The sequence below is a fragment of the Solimonas sp. K1W22B-7 genome (genome assembly GCF_003428335.1).
In the GTDB taxonomy this organism is placed as follows: Bacteria; Pseudomonadota; Gammaproteobacteria; order Nevskiales; family Nevskiaceae; genus Solimonas_A.
The window spans coordinates 5,357,707-5,373,342 of sequence record NZ_CP031704.1; the positions used below are offsets into that span (position 1 = coordinate 5,357,707).

The following is a 15,636-nucleotide window of genomic DNA, read 5'->3' on the forward strand; positions in this document are numbered from 1 at the left end:
GGCAACACCCGCGGGTCCGTAGGGTGCGCATCGCGCACCATTCAGGCAGGCCAGGATTGCCCCGCGTGCGCGATGCGCACCCTACGGGCTACGGACGGGCTCCTGCCCACCGCGGCCCTCGAATCTGTAGGAGCGCGCTTGCTCGCTCCTACATGAACAAGGTCAGCCTCTAACGCTCGCGCAGCGCCCGCTCCCTGGCCTTGTTGATCGGCTTGAGCAGGTAGTGAAGGATGGTCTTGCGCCCGGTGAGCACGTCCACCTGCGCCGTCATGCCCGGGATGATCGGCAGCGGCTTGGCCTCGGTTCCCAGGTAGCTGCGGTCGGTACGCACGCGCACGTGGAAGTAGCTTTCGCGGCGCTGGTCGCGCTCGTCGACAATGGAATCGGCGCTGATCATCTCCACCTTGCCGTCCAGGCCGCCGAAGATGCCGTAGTCGTAGGCCGTGATCTTGACCGTGGCCTGCTGGCCCGGCCGGATGAAGGCGATGTCCTGCGGCCGCAGCTTGGCCTCCACCAGCAGCGTGTCATCCAGCGGCACGATCTGCATGATTTCCGCCCCCGGTGCCACCACGCCGCCCACCGTGTTCACCGCGATCTGCTTGACCACGCCGCGCACCGGCGACTTCAGCTCGGTGCGCGAGACGCGGTCGGCGGCGCCGCGCAGGGTGCCGCGGTAGATCGCCAGTTCCGCCTGGTTCTTCGACAGCTCGGCCGAGGCGGCGGAGCGGTAGGCATTGCGGCGCTCCGAGATCTTGGCCTGCAGTTCGCCGATGTCGCGCTTCATGCGGATCTCGTCCATCTGCGACATCACGCCCTCGCGCACCAGCGGCGCCGCCATGTCGTACTCGCGCCGTGCCAGCTGCAGGCTGCTGTCGAGGCCGCCCACGGCCTGCGACAACTCGCGCGCCCGCGAGTCGAACAGGTTCTGCTCGCTGGCGATCAGGTCGGGACGGGCCTTGCGGATGTTCTCGGGAAAGCTGACGCGGCCTGCGCCGGCCACCTCCGCCTCCAGCCGCGCCACGGCGGCGCTCAGACCCATCAGCTTGGCCTGGGTCTCGTCCACCGACGAGGAGAAGCGCGTGTCGTCGATGCGTGCCAGCGTCTGGCCGGCCTGCACCACATCACCCTGGCGCACCTTCATCTCGGACACGATGCCGCCTTCCAGGCTCTGGATCACCTGCACCTGCGAGGACGGAATGACCTGCGCCTCGCCGTGCGTCACCTCGTCCACCTCGGCCCAGGCCGCCCAGGCCAGGCCGGTCAGCATCAGCGCCGCCACGCCCCACAGCAGGTAGCGGCTCCAGCCGGGCGCCTGGCGGATCAGCGCCAGCTGGCCCTGCGCGACGTAGTCGGTCTCGCCGGCACGGGGCAGCAGCTGCGGCTTGGGCCGCGGCAGCATCATGGCGCCGCTCCCGCGGGCTTGCCGCCGCCGCGCAGCTGCTCCAGCACCGCATCCCGCGGACCCGACAGCAGCAGCTTGCCGCGCTCCAGCACCACCAGGCGGTCCACCAGGCGCAGCAGGCTGGGCTTGTGCGTCATCAGCACCAGCGTGCGCCCCTGCAAGTGCTGCTCCAGCGCCTCGACAAAGGCGCGCTCGGTGTTGTCGTCCATCGCGCTGCTGGGCTCGTCCAGCACCAGGATCGGCGCGTCCAGCAGCAGCGCGCGGGCAATGGCGATGCACTGCCGCTGGCCGCCGGACAGGCCTTCGCCTCGCTCGCCGATGACCATGTCGTAGCCCTCGGGGTGCAGGCGCAGGAAGCTGTCGGCACCGCTGATGCGCGCCACGGCCAGGATCTCGGCGTCGCTGGCGTCGGGCCGCGACAGGGCGATGTTGTCGCGCGCCGTGCCGTAGAACAGCAGCGCATCCTGCGGCACCACGGCGACGTTGCGGCGCAGGTCGGCGGGGTCGATCTGCGCGATGTCGATCTGGTCGAACAGCAGCGTGCCCTCCTGCGGCTGGTACAGGCCCTGCAGCAGGCGGGCGATCGTGCTCTTGCCGCTGCCGATGCGCCCCAGCACGCCGACGCGCTCGCCGGGGCGGATCTCCAGGCTGACGCGGTCCAGTGCCGCGGCGGCCTGCTCCGGGTAGCGGAACAGCAGCTGCTGGACGCTGATGGCACCGTCCAGGCGCGGGCGGTGCAGGTAACGGCGCTCCGGCGGGCGCTCCGTGGGCTGCGCCATGATCGCGTTGAGGCTTTCCAGCGCCACGCGCGTGCGGCTCCAGCGCGACAGCAGGTTGGTCAGCGCGCCCATCGGCGCCAGCGCGCGCCCGGTGAGGATGCTGCAGGCGATCAGCCCGCCCATGGTCAGCTTGCCGTCGACGATCAGGTAGACGCCGGCCACCACCACCACGATGCTGGCGAACTGCTGCAGGAAGCCGCTGGCATGCGTCGCCAGCGAGGAATAGTGGCGCGAGCGCAGCCCCGCCTGCGCGGCACGGGCCACGTGGCCCAGCCAGCGGTGCATCATCGGTCCCTCGGCGCCGGCCGACTTCAGCGCCTCCAGGCCGGACACCGCTTCCACCGCGATGGCCTGCTTCTGGCTGCCCTCGCGCTGCGCCTCGGCCACGGCGGCGCGTAGCGGCCGCTCCATCAGCCAGGCCGCGGCCAGGCTCAGCGGCAGCAACAGCAGCGGCACCAGCGCCAACGGACCCCCGATGATGCCGATCACCGCAACGAACAGCAGCGCGAAGGGCAGGTCCACCAGCGTCGCCAGCGTGGCGGAGGTGAAGAACTCGCGCACCGACTCGAACTCGCCGAGCTGGCTGGCGAAGGAGCCGGCGGACTTCGGCCGGTGCTCCAGCCGCGTATTGAACACCTGGCCCATCATGCGCTCGGCCAGCAGCAGGTCGGCTCCGCGCCCGGCGATGTCGATGAACCAGCCGCGCAGCACGCGCAGCAGCGCGTCGAAGCCCAGCGCCAGCGTCGCACCCACCGCCAGCACCCACAGCGTCTCTACCGCACGGTTGGGCACCACGCGGTCGTAGACGTTCATGGTGAACAGCGGCAGCGCCAGCGCGATCAGGTTCACCAGCAGCGCCGCCAGCACCACCTGGCCGTAGAGGCCGCGGTACTGCCACAGCGCGCTCCAGAACCAGTTCTTCGGTCCCGTCTCCTCGTACTGGGTCGCGCGGGCCTCCAGCTTGTGGCGCGGCGCCAGCAGCAGGCAGTAGCCGCCGTAGTTTTCCTCCAGGGTCGCGATCTCCAGGTCGCGTTCGGCCTGCGCCTCCGGCAGCCAGATGCGGCAGCGCCCCTCCGCGGAGCGGCCCAGCAGCACGCAAGCCTGGCCGTCGCGGCACAGCAGCAGCGCCGGCAGCAGCAGCGGCGAGAGCTGCGCCAGCGGCCGCTGCAGCAGCCGGCTGTCGAAGCCGGCCCGCTCCGCCGCCATCGGGAACTGCTCCACCGACAAGCGGCCGCCCGCCAGCGGCAGGCGCGCGGTCAGGGCCTCCGCCGAAAAGCTGCGGCCCTCGCGGCCGCAGAACCACCGCAGGCAGGCCAGCAGCGGATCGGGATCACCGGCCGGCGTGATCGGCGCGAGTCCGGCATCGGGCGGAGGAGCGGGCAGCACGGGTCAGATGAAGAAGTTCACCGGGATGCCCTGCTCGACGTAGACCGTTGCGCCGCCCGCGACATAGCTGTCGAAGACCAGGCCGCCGATGTTCGCAGGGCCCGCATCAACGAAGCTCGCATCGAGCAGCGCCTGGTCATTGCTGTCGCCGCCGATCACCAGGGCATCGCTGTCAGACATGTCGAGCACATCGTTGATGGACAGGATGACGGTGTTGGCAGCGGCATCGGTCTTCAGGTCGATGACCTCGATGCCCAGCAGGACATTCTGGGCGATCGCGGTGAAGTCCAGGGAGTCGCCGTTGCTCAGCGTCAAGGCGTCGATTCCGCTGCCGCCATCGACCAGGGTGTCGACCGCATCGTAGCTCAGGACGTCGTTGTCGGCACCGCCCTGCAGTTCGTCGACACCGCTGCCGCCGTGGAGCCGGTCGTCGCCCGCATCGCCGGTCAGGTAATCGACGCCGGCGCCGCCCAGCAGCCGGTCGGCATTGGCGCCGCCGTACAGGTAGTCATCGCCATCGCCGCCGAGCAGCGTGTCGTCGTCCTCATCGCCGAGCAGCGTGTCGTTGCCGGCACCGCCGATCAGCCGGTCGTTGCCGTTGAAGCCGACCGCGGTGTCATTGCCATCGCCGAGGTTGATGACGTTGTCGCCAAAGTGGCCGTAGACGGTGTCATCGCCGCCGAGGGCGAGGATGCCCGTGTCGCTGGGACCGATGATGACGAAGCTCGCGCCCATGTCGCCCACGAGGTTATAGCGTCCGGTGGGGTCGAAGCCGTAGAACACCGCGGCGTCGCCGGCATACGTGCCGGTGGGAAAGGCGCCGGGCGAGCCGATCAGCAGGTCGTCAAGCCCGTCGCCGTTCACATCCCCGGCGCCGGACACCGAGGCGCCGGCATACTCGTAATCGGCGCTGCCCAGCACGCGGAAGCCGTTGCGGCCGTCGAGATCGTCGAGGTTGATGTCGGCGTCGAAGCCGTCGAGGCTGCCGTAGATCACGTAGACAGCGCCGCGGAAGATGACACCGTCGGCGGAATTGCCCGGCGCACCCACCAGGATGTCCTCGATGCCGTCGCCGTTGATGTCACCCGCCGCGGACACCGCGCGGCCGGCGGACCCCCCGATGCTGTCGCCGTCGATGCGGAAGCCGTTGCTGCCGTCCAGCGCGGTCACGTCCACGCTGGCCTCGTGGACACCCGCGTGCCCGAAGATCACATAGGCGGCACCGGCGAGATTGGACGTGAAGGCCGAGTTGATCTCCAGGCCGCCGGCGTCGGTGTCGCCCACCAGGCGGAAGTCGGTGCTGTTGTAGGCCAGGTGGCTGCCCTGCGCCGCGTGCAGCTCGCCGTAGAAATCGCCGACGCTGTTGAACACCGTGGTGCGGATGTCGTAGCCGCCCGGGGCCGTGAACGTGAACTCCGCCACGTGATCGCCGGTCCCGGAAAATTCCCGGGTCTCGTCGGCATCGTCGTAGTCGCCGTCACGGTTGAGGTCGATCTGCAGCCGGGCGCCGTCGTCGCTGCCCAGCGCGAAGGTCCAGCTGCCGGCCGTGGTGATGCGGATCTCCCCCTCGCCAACCACGACGCTGTTGTCGTTGTCCTCGTCGTTGTAGTCCACCCCATCGGGGTTCTCGTCGGCCACCTCGCCGTTTCCGCCGGTCCCGAAGTTGAAGGCGTCGGTGTTGCTGCTGAGGATCGGGTCTTCCGGGTGGGCGATGGCATGGTCGGCATCCGCCAGGCTCAGCAGCGGATCGGCCGAGCGGATCACCGTCATGTGCCAGCCGGGCGAGAAGCTCATGTCCTCCGGCGTCAGCGTGGCCGGACTGTGGCCCGGCGCGCCGAGCAGCAGGTCGTCGAAGCCGTCGCCATTGAGGTCGCCGGCGGAGGAGATGGCCGTGGACAGCAGGTCGGAGTCGCTGCCATTGATGCGGTAGCCCTCGGAACCATCCAGCGTGGCCAGGTCCAGCGCGGGATCGATGCCGGCGGCGCTGCCGAAGACCACGTAGGCGCGGCCGGCAACGCCATCGCCCGCTGCGCCGATCAGCAGGTCGTCATAGCCATCGCCGTTGACGTCCCCCGCGCTGCTGACGGCGATGCCCAGGCCCTCGAGGTCACCGGTACCCTGCAGGCGTGCGCCGTTGCTGCCGTCCAGCGTGGTCAGGTCCAGCTCCGGGTCGAACCCGGTGTCGGTACCGTAGACCAGGTAGCTGGCGCCGGCGAAGGCCGCACCGGCGTAACCGGCGGCGGGAGCACCGATCAGCAGGTCGGCGAAGCCATCGCCGTTGACATCGCCGGCGCTGCTGACCGAGTAGCCGCTGGCGTCCCCCGCCGCTTCGCCGACGATGCTGAAGCCGTTGCTGCCGTCCAGTGTGTCGAGATCGAAGCTGGCGTCGAAGCCGCCGGCAGCACCGAAGATCACATAGGTCGTGCCGGGATCGCTGAAGAAGCCGTTGGCGTCCCGCCCGCCCGGGGCGCCGACGATCAGGTCATCATAGCCGTCGCCGTTGACGTCGCCCGCGCCCGCCATCGCCACGCCGAAGCCATCGCCCGCGGGGCGGTCGATGCGGAAGCCGTTGCTGCCGTCCAGCGCGGTCAGGTCCAGGCTGGCTCCGGGGCCGGCAGCGGAGCCGAAGATCAGGTAGGCCGTGCCGCCGTTGCAGCCACAGCCCGGGTCGGGCGTGCCGACCAGGATGTCCGCGTAGCCATCGTTGTTGACGTCGCCCGCGGCGCTTACCACGAAGCCGGTGGCATCGTCCGCCGCCAGGCCCGGAATGCGGAAGCCGTTGCTGCCGTCGAGATCGGCCAGGTCGAACTCGTCGGGCAGGTCGGTGACCGTCACCTCGATCGTCTGCGCGTTGGTCTGGCTGCCGTCGCTGGCGCCTACCTGCACCTGGTAGACGTTGTCGGCGCTGCAGCCGCAGCCGAACGGCCGCTCGTAGTCCGGCTTGTCGACGAAGACCAATGCCCCGCTGCTGGCGTCGATCGCGAACAGATCGGCATCGGCGCCGCCGAGGATGGAGTAGGTGATCGCGCCGCCGCCCGGCACGGTGGCGGAAACCGTGCCGACGCCGTAGCGGTTCTCCTCGGTGCTGAAGCTGTCGGCGCTGCCGAAGACGATGCTGGAGACGTGGACGGTCACATTCTGCGGGATGTCGAAGGTCCCGTCGCTGACCTGCACCTGCACTTCGTAGGCGTTGTCGCCGGCCACACCCCCGACATCCGCCGGGTTGTCGTAATCCGGCGCCGCGAGGAAGCTCAGTTCGCCGGTACTGGCGTCGATGCCGAACAGCGCCGCATCGTCGCCGCCGATGATGCTGTAGGTCAGGGTGTCGCCATCGTCATCGACGGCCTCGACCTGGCCCACGGCGGTCTGCATCGTGGTGGCGTACAGGTCGGTAGGGCTGAGGATCACCGGCATCTCGGGCACATCGTTGACCGTCACCAGGATCGTCTGCGTCGTGACGAGGTCGCCGTCGCTGGCCGTGACCTCGACCTCGTAGACATTGTCGCCGTCGAGATCGTCCGGCCGCTCGAAGTTCGCTGCGTCGTAGAAGCTCAGCTCGCCGGTGCCGGAGTCGATCTGGAAGAGGAAGTCGTCGTCGCCGGCGCCCGTGATGGCGTAGCTCAGGGTGTCGCCGTCGGGATCGGTGGCGTCGACCGTGCCGACCGCCGTCGTGTTCTCGTCGACGCTTAAGCTGCTGCTGCTGTTGATGACGGGCGCGTCGACCGGGCTGTCGTTGAGATCGATCAGGTTCACCCGCACCGTTGTCGTATCCGTAAGCCCCGCGCTGTCGGTCACGCGCACCGATACCTGTTGCACCGGAGCGTATTCGTAGTTCAGCAGCGCCGGGTTGGCCACGCGCAGTTCGCCGGTGGTGGAGTCGATCGCGAAGACGCCGGACAGGGTGGCGCCGACGATCGAGTAGGTGAGGGACGCTCCCGCCGCCGCTACCGTCCCCACCACCGTACCGGCAGCCTTGTTCTCGTCAACCGAAAATACCTGGCCTCGCCCCAGGGCGGGGTCGGGCTGGTCGATCAGGTTCACCCGCACCGTTGTCGTATCCGCAAGCCCCGCGCTGTCGGTCACGCGCACCGATACCTGTTGCACCGGAGCGTATTCGTAGTTCAGCAGCGCCGGGTTGGCCACGCGCAGTTCGCCGGTGGTGGAGTCGATCGCGAAGACGCCGGACAGGGTGGCGCCGACGATCGAGTAGGTAAGAGTTTCTCCCACCGTCGGGTGACTCGCCGCCACCGTCCCCACCACCGTGCCGGCAGCCTTGTTCTCGTCAACCGAAAATACCTGGCCTCGCCCCAGGGCGGGGTCGGGCTGGTCGATCAGGTTCACCCGCACCGTTGTCGTATCCGTAAGCCCCGCGCTGTCGGTCACGCGCACCGATACCTGTTGCACCGGAGCGTATTCGTAGTTCAGCAGCGCCGGGTTGGCCACGCGCAGTTCGCCGGTGGTGGAGTCGATCGCGAAGACGCCGGACAGGGTGGCGCCGACGATCGAGTAGGTGAGGGACGCTCCCGCCGCCGCTACCGTCCCCACCACCGTACCGGCAGCCTTGTTCTCGTCAACCGAAAATACCTGGCCTCGCCCCAGGGCGGGGTCGGGCTGGTCGATCAGGTTCACCCGCACCGTTGTCGTATCCGCAAGCCCCGCGCTGTCGGTCACGCGCACCGATACCTGTTGCACCGGAGCGTATTCGTAGTTCAGCAGCGCCGGGTTGGCCACGCGCAGTTCGCCGGTGGTGGAGTCGATCGCGAAGACGCCGGACAGGGTGGCGCCGACGATCGAGTAGGTAAGAGTTTCTCCCACCGTCGGGTGACTCGCCGCCACCGTCCCCACCACCGTGCCGGCAGCCTTGTTCTCGTCAACCGAAAATACCTGGCCTCGCCCCAGGGCGGGGTCGGGCTGGTCGATCAGGTTCACCCGCACCGTTGTCGTATCCGTAAGCCCCGCGCTGTCGGTCACGCGCACCGATACCTGTTGCACCGGAGCGTATTCGTAGTTCAGCAGCGCCGGGTTGGCCACGCGCAGTTCGCCGGTGGTGGAGTCGATCGCGAAGACGCCGGACAGGGTGGCGCCGACGATCGAGTAGGTGAGGGACGCTCCCGCCGCCGCTACCGTCCCCACCACCGTACCGGCAGCCTTGTTCTCGTCAACCGAAAATACCTGGCCTCGCCCCAGGGCGGGGTCGGGCTGGTCGATCAGGTTCACCCGCACCGTTGTCGTATCCGCAAGCCCCGCGCTGTCGGTCACGCGCACCGATACCTGTTGCACCGGAGCGTATTCGTAGTTCAGCAGCGCCGGGTTGGCCACGCGCAGTTCGCCGGTGGTGGAGTCGATCGCGAAGACGCCGGACAGGGTGGCGCCGACGATCGAGTAGGTAAGAGTTTCTCCCACCGTCGGGTGACTCGCCGCCACCGTCCCCACCACCGTGCCGGCAGCCTTGTTCTCGTCTACGGAAAACTGCTGGTTGTCGATCGCCACCGGCGGCAGGCCGGCATCCTTGGCGGTCACGGTGGCTGGCCCCGCCACCTGCGCAGCGCCGGGGGGTTCGTCCCCCGTCCACTCCGACGCCGCAGGGTCCTCGCCGACCACGGGCACCAGGTTTACCGCGATCGCAACGCGTGGTGCGCGTGCCACTTCCCGCGGCTCCTGCGCGGTACTCTCGGGGCGCAACATGCGTTCCAGTGCGAGCTCGGTCAGTGGCTGCAGGTGCGAGTCGCCGCTGTCCCGTTCGGCCAGGGCCAGCACGCGTTCCCTCAGCCCCGGGGGCAGGTCGATCGTCGCCCGCGGCTCGGCTTCTTCGGTGAAGAAGCCTGAGAGACGGAATTCGCCGCCACCGTCGGTCCGGAATACCAGGTCCCGCTCCTCCACGCGCAGGTCGGTCAGCCCTGCGGCGGCGCCTTGGGCCAGCCGGTAGTGCGCACCGGCGATCGTTTCCACCACGCCCCCGCGCATCGGCGTCAAATCCCGGGCATCCGCGTTCTGGGTGCGATTGGCAATCACTGCTTTCATGACCGTCTCCACCACGTAAACCGCATTCAATGCTGCTTCAGGCTGTCGGCCAGCACGCCCATGCCGGCGAGCACGCGCATCCGCGCCAGCTGCCGCTCCTGCTCGCTGCCGACGATGGCCGCCCTGGCGCGGCCGTTCTCACCGATTGCATCCAGCAGGTCGAGCAGGCTGCGCAGGCGCACCGCGAACTGCTGCCGGTAGACCTTGTCCACTTCGGCCGTCGACTGCTGGTAGCGGTCGAACTGTTCATGGCGCTGCTCGGCCGCCTCCATCTGCGACCAGGCCTCCTCGAGGTCGGCGCGCAGGCGCTGCTCCTCCTCGGCGAGGCGGAACCGGGCGGCCTCGAGCTGCGCGGCCTGTTCGGCGACGCGTGCGCGGGTCAGTCCGCCGTCGAAGGCCTTGAGCGAGGCGACCAGTTCCACGCGGCTGCTGTCCTCGTCGCGGAAGCCGTTGTCGATGCCGTCATGGTCCTCGCGGCTGGACCAGGCGGCGACCATGTCCAGCTGCGGGTACCACGCCGCCTTGGCGGCCCGGTAGGCATGCCCCGCGGATTCGACCTCGTCGCGCAGCGGGCGCAGCACGTCGCTCTGCCGCTGCGCCTGCGCGACGGCGGCATCCAGGCTGCGGGGAAACCCCGCCGACAGTTCGGGCAGCGGCTCAAGGCTTCCGGGCAGCACGCCGACCCAACGGCGGAAGCGGGCCTCGGCCTGGCGCAAGCGCTGCGTCTGCAGCGCCAGCTCGCTGCGCCCGATACTGATGCGGCTGTCGCCGAGTTCGATATCGGGGCGCCGGCCGACACCGGAGTTCACCAGCGAGCGCACGCTCTCCTGGATCTGCTGGTGCTGCTGCAGGTTTTCCGCCGCCAGGTCCACCAGCCGGCGGCCGGCCAGCACGTCGGCGTAGGCGCTGCCGATCTCCAGCGCCAGCTGGTTGCGCCCGTCGGCGCTGCGCCCGCGCGCGGCGTCCAGTTCCGCCTCGCGCTGGAGCAGGCCGTTGCGGGTGGCGAAGCCACGGAACAGCGGCTGGCTCAGGCGCACTTCGGCCGCGCTGCGGTTCACGGTGTCGCCGGCGGGCACGCTGATGTTTTCGTAGTGGTCGCGGCCATAGCGATAGGACAGGTCCAGCTGCGGCAGGTAGCCGGCGCGCTGCTGTCGCAGCCGCGCCTGGGCGCGCGCTTCCTCGGCGGCCAGCGAGCCGAGGCGCGGACTGTGCTGCAGGCCTCGCTCGACGGCTTCCCGCAGGCTCAGTGTGTCGCCGCCGGCGCCGGTGCTGGCCGGCGACGGCGGCGGCACGGCTTCCGTGAGTTCCAATGCCGTGGCGACCGGCGCAGCGAGCAGCAGGGAAAAGCCCAGAAGCAGGCCGGGGACGAAGCGGCCGGACCCGCCACGCCCTTGCAGCGTAGCCCCGATTCCCGGCTGTCGCGTTCCGCTCTGCGGAAGCCCCGCGCTGTTTCCCGCGTACCCCACAGCAATCCCCCGGCCATGGCGGCTGTCACCCCTGACGAGCCACCGTTCGTCAGGGTTTATAGCACCTCCCCGTGACGCGGCCCACCCCGTACCGGGCGGGGATCCGGACTTTCCGGTGATCGGGCATTCAGCGCCGTGGGCGGCGTCGCCAGGCCCAGAGGTACAGGCCTGCATTGAACGTCACCAGCAGGACCGCGAGCCACAGCTGGGTCGCGGGCGTCAGCCCGGGTGGATAGATCAGCGGCAGCAGGTAGTGGTCGATGAACCCGCCGGCATAGCCCTGCTGTCCTGCCAGCTCCCGGAAATGGTTTTCCAGCGGCGTCAGCGGGCAGATGCCATGCAGCGAAATGATCCCCGCCGCCCAGGCCAGCGCCGGCAGGTGCAGCCAGCGCAGCTTCCAGCGCCACGCCGCCAGCAACCCTCCGAACACCGCGAACAGGATGAAGCAGAAGTGGAAGGCGACGACGGCGTCGGCGAGCAGGGCATAGAGCATGGGGTCTATTTGCCGATGCAGAAGCTGCTGAAGATCCGCCCGAGCAGATCCTCGGTGGTGAAGCGCCCGGTGATCTCGCCCAGGGCCTCGTGCGCCAGGCGCAGTTCCTCGGCGGCCAGTTCCGGCAGCGCGGTTTCGATCAGGCGCGCCTGCGCATCGCCGGCCAGGGCACGCGCGCGGCGCAGCGCATCGACGTGGCGGCTGCGCGCGGAGAAGGCGCTCTCGCCGCTGCTGACACCAGCGAAGCGGCGGATTTCGGCCAGCAGCAACTCCAGGCCAGCACCGCTGCCGGCACTGAAGCGCAGATGCCTCCGCCCGCCGCGCTCGAACACTTCGGGCGCATGGCCGCTGAGATCGCACTTGTTGTGCAGCACCCACACCGGCAGGCCCGCGGGGAGACTGGCCAACAGCTGCTGATCCGTGTCATCGGCACCGGCGCGGTCGTCGACCAGGTACAGGCCCAGTTCGGCGTTGGCCAGCGCCTCGCGCGCCCGGCGAATGCCCTCGCGTTCCACGATGTCCTCGCTGTCGCGCAGGCCGGCGGTGTCCACCACCGTCACCGGCAGGCCGCCGAGATCGAGGTTCTCGCGCAGCACGTCGCGCGTGGTGCCGGCCACCGGCGTGACGATTGCGACCTCGGCGCCGGCCAGGCGGTTGAGCAGGGTGGACTTGCCGACATTGGGCTGGCCGGTGAGCGCGACCACCAGGCCCTCGCGCAGGCGCCGGCCCTGGGCGGCGCCTGCCAGCAGTTCGTCGAGGCTGGCGATCAGCTTTTCCAGCCGCGCCCGCAGCTGCGTGTCGGCGAGCCAGTCGACATCCTCGTCGGAAAAATCCAGCGCGCCCTCGACGAACACCCGCAACGCCACCAGCTCCTCGGCCAGCGCATCGACGCGCAGCGACAACGCGCCTTCCAGGGAGCGCTGCGCGGCGCGCGCGGCCTGCGCGGTGCCGGCATTGATCAGGTCGGCCACCGCCTCGGCCTGCGCCAGGTCCATGCGGCCGTTGAGGAAGGCGCGTTCGGAGAATTCGCCGGGTCGGGCGATGCGCGCGCCGAGCTGGCAGGCGCGGCGCAGCAGCAGGTCCAGCACCACCGGGCCGCCATGGCCCTGCAGCTCGACGATGTCCTCGCCGGTGTAGGACTGCGGCGCGGGAAAGCGCAGCACGATGCCCTCGTCCAGCGGCGTCGCGTCGGCGTCGCGGAAAGGTCGCAGGCCGGCCTGGCGCGGCGCGGGCAGCGGGCCGGCGATGGCCGAACCGATGGCCTGCGCGGCGGGCCCGGAAATGCGCAGGATGCCGACCCCGCCGCGCCCGGGCGCGGTGGCGATGGCGGCGATGGTGTCGGTGGCGGCGCTCACGTCGGCAAGCTTAGCAGCGCCCTCAGAACGAATGTGGGAGCGGCTTTAGCCGCGATGGATCGGTGACCGACGCATCGCGGCTAAAGCCGCTTCCACATGGAAAGACCGTTCGTGCGCTAGCGCTTGGCCAGCGTCACCTTCGCCGTTTCCTCGCGCTCCAGCTTGCGCGTGATGAACCACTGCTGCGCGATGCCGATGAGGTTGGACGTCACCCAGTACAGCACCAGGCCGGACTGGAAGAAGGTGAAGAACGCGGTCATGCCGATCGGCATCACGTTCATGATCTTCTGCTGCATCGGGTCCATCGTCGTGTTGCCGCTCAGCTTCTGCTGCACGAACATGGTGATGCCGAAGATCACCGGCAGCACGTAGAACGGATCCGGCGCGGTCAGGTCCTGCAGCCATAGCACGAAGGGCACCTGGCGCAGCTCCACCGATTCCAGCAGCACCCAGTACAGCGCGATGAACACCGGGAACTGCACCAGCAGCGGCCAGCAGCCCGCCAGCGGATTGAAGCCCTCTTTCTTGTACAGCTCCATCATCGCCTTCTGCTGGCGCTCGCGGTCGTCGCCGTAGCGCTCCTTGATGTCCTGCAGCTTGGGCGCGAACTTCTTCATCTTCGCCATCGAGCGGTACTGCGCTTCCGACAGCTTGTACATGATGAGCTTGACCACCACGGTCAGCAGGATGATGGCCCAGCCCCAGTTGCCGGTGAGCTTGTGGAGCTTCTCCAGCAGCCAGAACAGCGGCTCGGCGATCGGCGTGAGGATGCCGTAGTCCACCGTCAGCTCCAGGCCATGGGCTTCCTTGCCGATGCTGTCCTGCAGCTTGGGCCCGATGTAGAGGCCGGTGTCGAAGCTGGCCTGCGCGCCGGGAGCCACTTCTTTCGCGGCGCCGACGTACTGCGCCAGGTAGCCATGCTGCTGCGAAGGCTTGGCGCTCAGGGTCAGCGCTTCGCCCGGCGGCGGCAGGATCGCGGTGACGAAGTAGTGCTGCAGCATGGCGATCCAGCCGCCCTGCTGCTGCTTCTCGAACGGTTCCTTGGGCAGGTTCTCCAGCTTGGTCTTGACGAAGCGATAGCTGTCGCGGCCCGGCTCCTTCTGCTCGTAGAAGCCCACGCCGGTGAAGGTCGAGGCGAAGCGCGGCTCGTCGCCGTTCTTGTAGTCGGTGCGCGCGATGCGCACGTAGGGGCTCGCGTCGATCGCGGCGGTGCCGGTGTTGGTGAGCGACTGCTGCAGCGCGATCTGGTAGCTGCCGCGCTTGAAGCGATAGACCTTCTTCGCCTCGAGACCCGCCTGCCGGGTGGTCAGCACCACGTCGACGTGGTCGCTGCCCTCGACCAGGCGGTAGTCGTCCTGCTCGGCGTGGAACAGCGTCTTGTGCGTCACCAGCGGCTCGGCGCTGCTGGCCAGACCGCTCTGCAGCACGTAGTAGCGGCCGTTGCGGTCGTCGAGCAGGGCCAGGTGCTGGTCCTGCTTGTCCTTCGACACCGCGTAGCCCTTCAGCTCCACGCGGCGCAGTTCGCCGCCCTCGGTGGCGATCTCCGCAATATAGAGGTCGGTCTCCACGCGGATGCGCTTGGCCACTGCCGGGGCTTCGGTGACGGCGGCGGCGGCCGGCGTCTCGCCGGGAGCGGCAGCCAGGGCGGCGGGCTTGGGCGCGGTGGGAATGTCGTCGTCGATCGCCGCGGCGGCAACCGCGGCGGGGTTCGGCGGCGGCGGCTTCATGCCGTAGTCCTTCTGCCAGGCCTGGTAGAGGAAAAACAGGACGACGCCCAGCAGCGCGATCAGGATGAAACGACGGTTTTCCATTTCGGGTTATTGGTGCGGGCAGTGGCAGGGTTTCTGCGGCTGCGCGCTAAGGTGTTCGGGGACGGGATCGTAGCCGCCGGGGTTGAGCGGGTGGCAGCGGGCGAGGCGGCGTAAGCCTAGCCACCCGCCGCGCCAAAAGCCATGGCGGCGAATCGCTTCGGCAGTGTAATGGGAGCAGCTGGGATAAAAACGGCAGCGCGGCCCCAGCAGCGGGCTGATGAAGAGCTGGTAGCAGCGGATCAGGAAGAGGCTGAGGGTGCGCATTTGGCAACCACGCGGGTCCAGAGCCGGTCGAGCACGTCGTTGAGCTGGGCGGGCGTGGCCTGCAGGCAACCGCCACGGGCGAGGATCACCACGTCCAGGGGCGGCAGGGCAGAGCGACGCAGCCGGTAGCTCTCGCGGATCTGGCGCTTGATGCGGTTGCGGTCCACCGCGCGCGGTACCGCCTTCTTGGGTACCGCCAGTCCCAGGCGGGACTGCGGGTCCTCGCCGGAAACGACCAGCGCGGTCAGCCACTTCTCGTTGAGGCGGCTGCCGCGCTCAAAAGCCGCCTTGAACTCGCCGGGCTTCTGCAGGCGGGCGCGCCGCGGAAAGCGCGCCGTCATCGCTCGATCCTTACGGGATCAGGCGCTTGCGGCCCTTGGCGCGGCGGCGCGAGATGACCTTGCGGCCACCGACGGTCGCCATGCGGGCGCGGAAGCCGTGCGTGCGGGCGCGACGCAGTTTCTTCGGCTGGTAGGTACGCTTGGTTGCCATGACATCACCCTGAAAACGTGTGTTGATGCAAAAGGGCGCGGATTTTATCCGTAGCGGGCCCAGAACAGCAAGCCCCCAGCCGTATTGAGGCTGTGGATAAGTCCTTTCCGAACGGGTAGACTGCCTGCCCGGCGCTCCAGACGCCCCATACTAATTATTAGAGCGAG

The 15,636-nt window shown here is 69.1% G+C and carries 10 protein-coding genes; all 10 read right to left on the bottom strand.

Features of this window, described 5'->3' with window-relative positions; all coding sequences use genetic code 11:
- Positions 1-169 precede the first annotated feature (169 nt).
- Positions 170-1,402 carry an HlyD family type I secretion periplasmic adaptor subunit gene (locus D0B54_RS23990; RefSeq protein ID WP_117294899.1) on the bottom strand — a complete coding sequence of 411 codons (1,233 nt, stop codon included), beginning with the start codon at positions 1,400-1,402 and terminating at the stop codon, positions 170-172.
- On the bottom strand, positions 1,399-3,567 hold the full coding sequence (locus D0B54_RS23995) for a type I secretion system permease/ATPase (RefSeq protein WP_117294901.1): 2,169 nt from the start codon (positions 3,565-3,567) through the stop codon (positions 1,399-1,401). Before D0B54_RS23995 ends, D0B54_RS23990 begins: the two co-directional genes overlap by 4 nt.
- A 3-nt stretch (positions 3,568-3,570) precedes the next feature.
- Positions 3,571-9,588: a cadherin domain-containing protein gene (locus tag D0B54_RS24000; protein WP_117294903.1), complete on the bottom strand. Its 6,018-nt coding sequence runs from the start codon at positions 9,586-9,588 to the stop codon at positions 3,571-3,573.
- Between the two features lie 26 nt (positions 9,589-9,614).
- Positions 9,615-10,898, bottom strand: coding sequence for a TolC family protein (locus tag D0B54_RS24005; RefSeq protein WP_162932676.1), 1,284 nt, complete (start codon positions 10,896-10,898; stop codon positions 9,615-9,617).
- A 283-nt stretch (positions 10,899-11,181) separates the two neighbouring features.
- On the bottom strand, positions 11,182-11,547 hold the full coding sequence (locus tag D0B54_RS24010; RefSeq protein ID WP_117294907.1) for a DUF2784 domain-containing protein: 366 nt from the start codon (positions 11,545-11,547) through the stop codon (positions 11,182-11,184).
- A gap of 5 nt (positions 11,548-11,552) precedes the next feature.
- Positions 11,553-12,902: a tRNA uridine-5-carboxymethylaminomethyl(34) synthesis GTPase MnmE gene (mnmE, locus tag D0B54_RS24015; protein ID WP_117294909.1), complete on the bottom strand. Its 1,350-nt coding sequence runs from the start codon at positions 12,900-12,902 to the stop codon at positions 11,553-11,555.
- Positions 12,903-13,018: 116 nt separating this feature from the next.
- The gene (gene yidC, locus D0B54_RS24020) at positions 13,019-14,713 is read right to left on the bottom strand and encodes a membrane protein insertase YidC (protein ID WP_117294911.1); all 1,695 of its coding nucleotides are present in this window, start codon (positions 14,711-14,713) and stop codon (positions 13,019-13,021) included.
- Positions 14,714-14,719: 6 nt separating this feature from the next.
- Entirely contained in the window at positions 14,720-14,977 is a 258-nt protein-coding gene (gene yidD / locus D0B54_RS24025; protein ID WP_117294913.1) for a membrane protein insertion efficiency factor YidD, read from the bottom strand.
- Positions 14,953-15,318 carry a ribonuclease P protein component gene (gene rnpA, locus D0B54_RS24030; RefSeq protein ID WP_117294914.1) on the bottom strand — a complete coding sequence of 122 codons (366 nt, stop codon included), beginning with the start codon at positions 15,316-15,318 and terminating at the stop codon, positions 14,953-14,955. The genes yidD and rnpA overlap by 25 nt, the downstream gene beginning before the upstream one ends.
- A 10-nt stretch (positions 15,319-15,328) precedes the next feature.
- The gene (rpmH, locus tag D0B54_RS24035; protein ID WP_117294916.1) at positions 15,329-15,469 is read right to left on the bottom strand and encodes a 50S ribosomal protein L34; all 141 of its coding nucleotides are present in this window, start codon (positions 15,467-15,469) and stop codon (positions 15,329-15,331) included.
- Positions 15,470-15,636 lie beyond the last annotated feature (167 nt).

Coding starts and splice junctions, on each gene's coding strand:
- D0B54_RS23990 (WP_117294899.1), bottom strand. CDS start 1,402: ATGATGCTGCCGCGGCCCAAGCCGCAGCTGCTGCCCCGTGCCGGCGAG.
- rpmH (WP_117294916.1), bottom strand. CDS start 15,469: ATGGCAACCAAGCGTACCTACCAGCCGAAGAAACTGCGTCGCGCCCGC.
- rnpA (WP_117294914.1), bottom strand. CDS start 15,318: ATGACGGCGCGCTTTCCGCGGCGCGCCCGCCTGCAGAAGCCCGGCGAG.
- D0B54_RS24010 (WP_117294907.1), bottom strand. CDS start 11,547: ATGCTCTATGCCCTGCTCGCCGACGCCGTCGTCGCCTTCCACTTCTGC.
- D0B54_RS24000 (WP_117294903.1), bottom strand. CDS start 9,588: ATGAAAGCAGTGATTGCCAATCGCACCCAGAACGCGGATGCCCGGGAT.
- yidC (WP_117294911.1), bottom strand. CDS start 14,713: ATGGAAAACCGTCGTTTCATCCTGATCGCGCTGCTGGGCGTCGTCCTG.
- yidD (WP_117294913.1), bottom strand. CDS start 14,977: ATGCGCACCCTCAGCCTCTTCCTGATCCGCTGCTACCAGCTCTTCATC.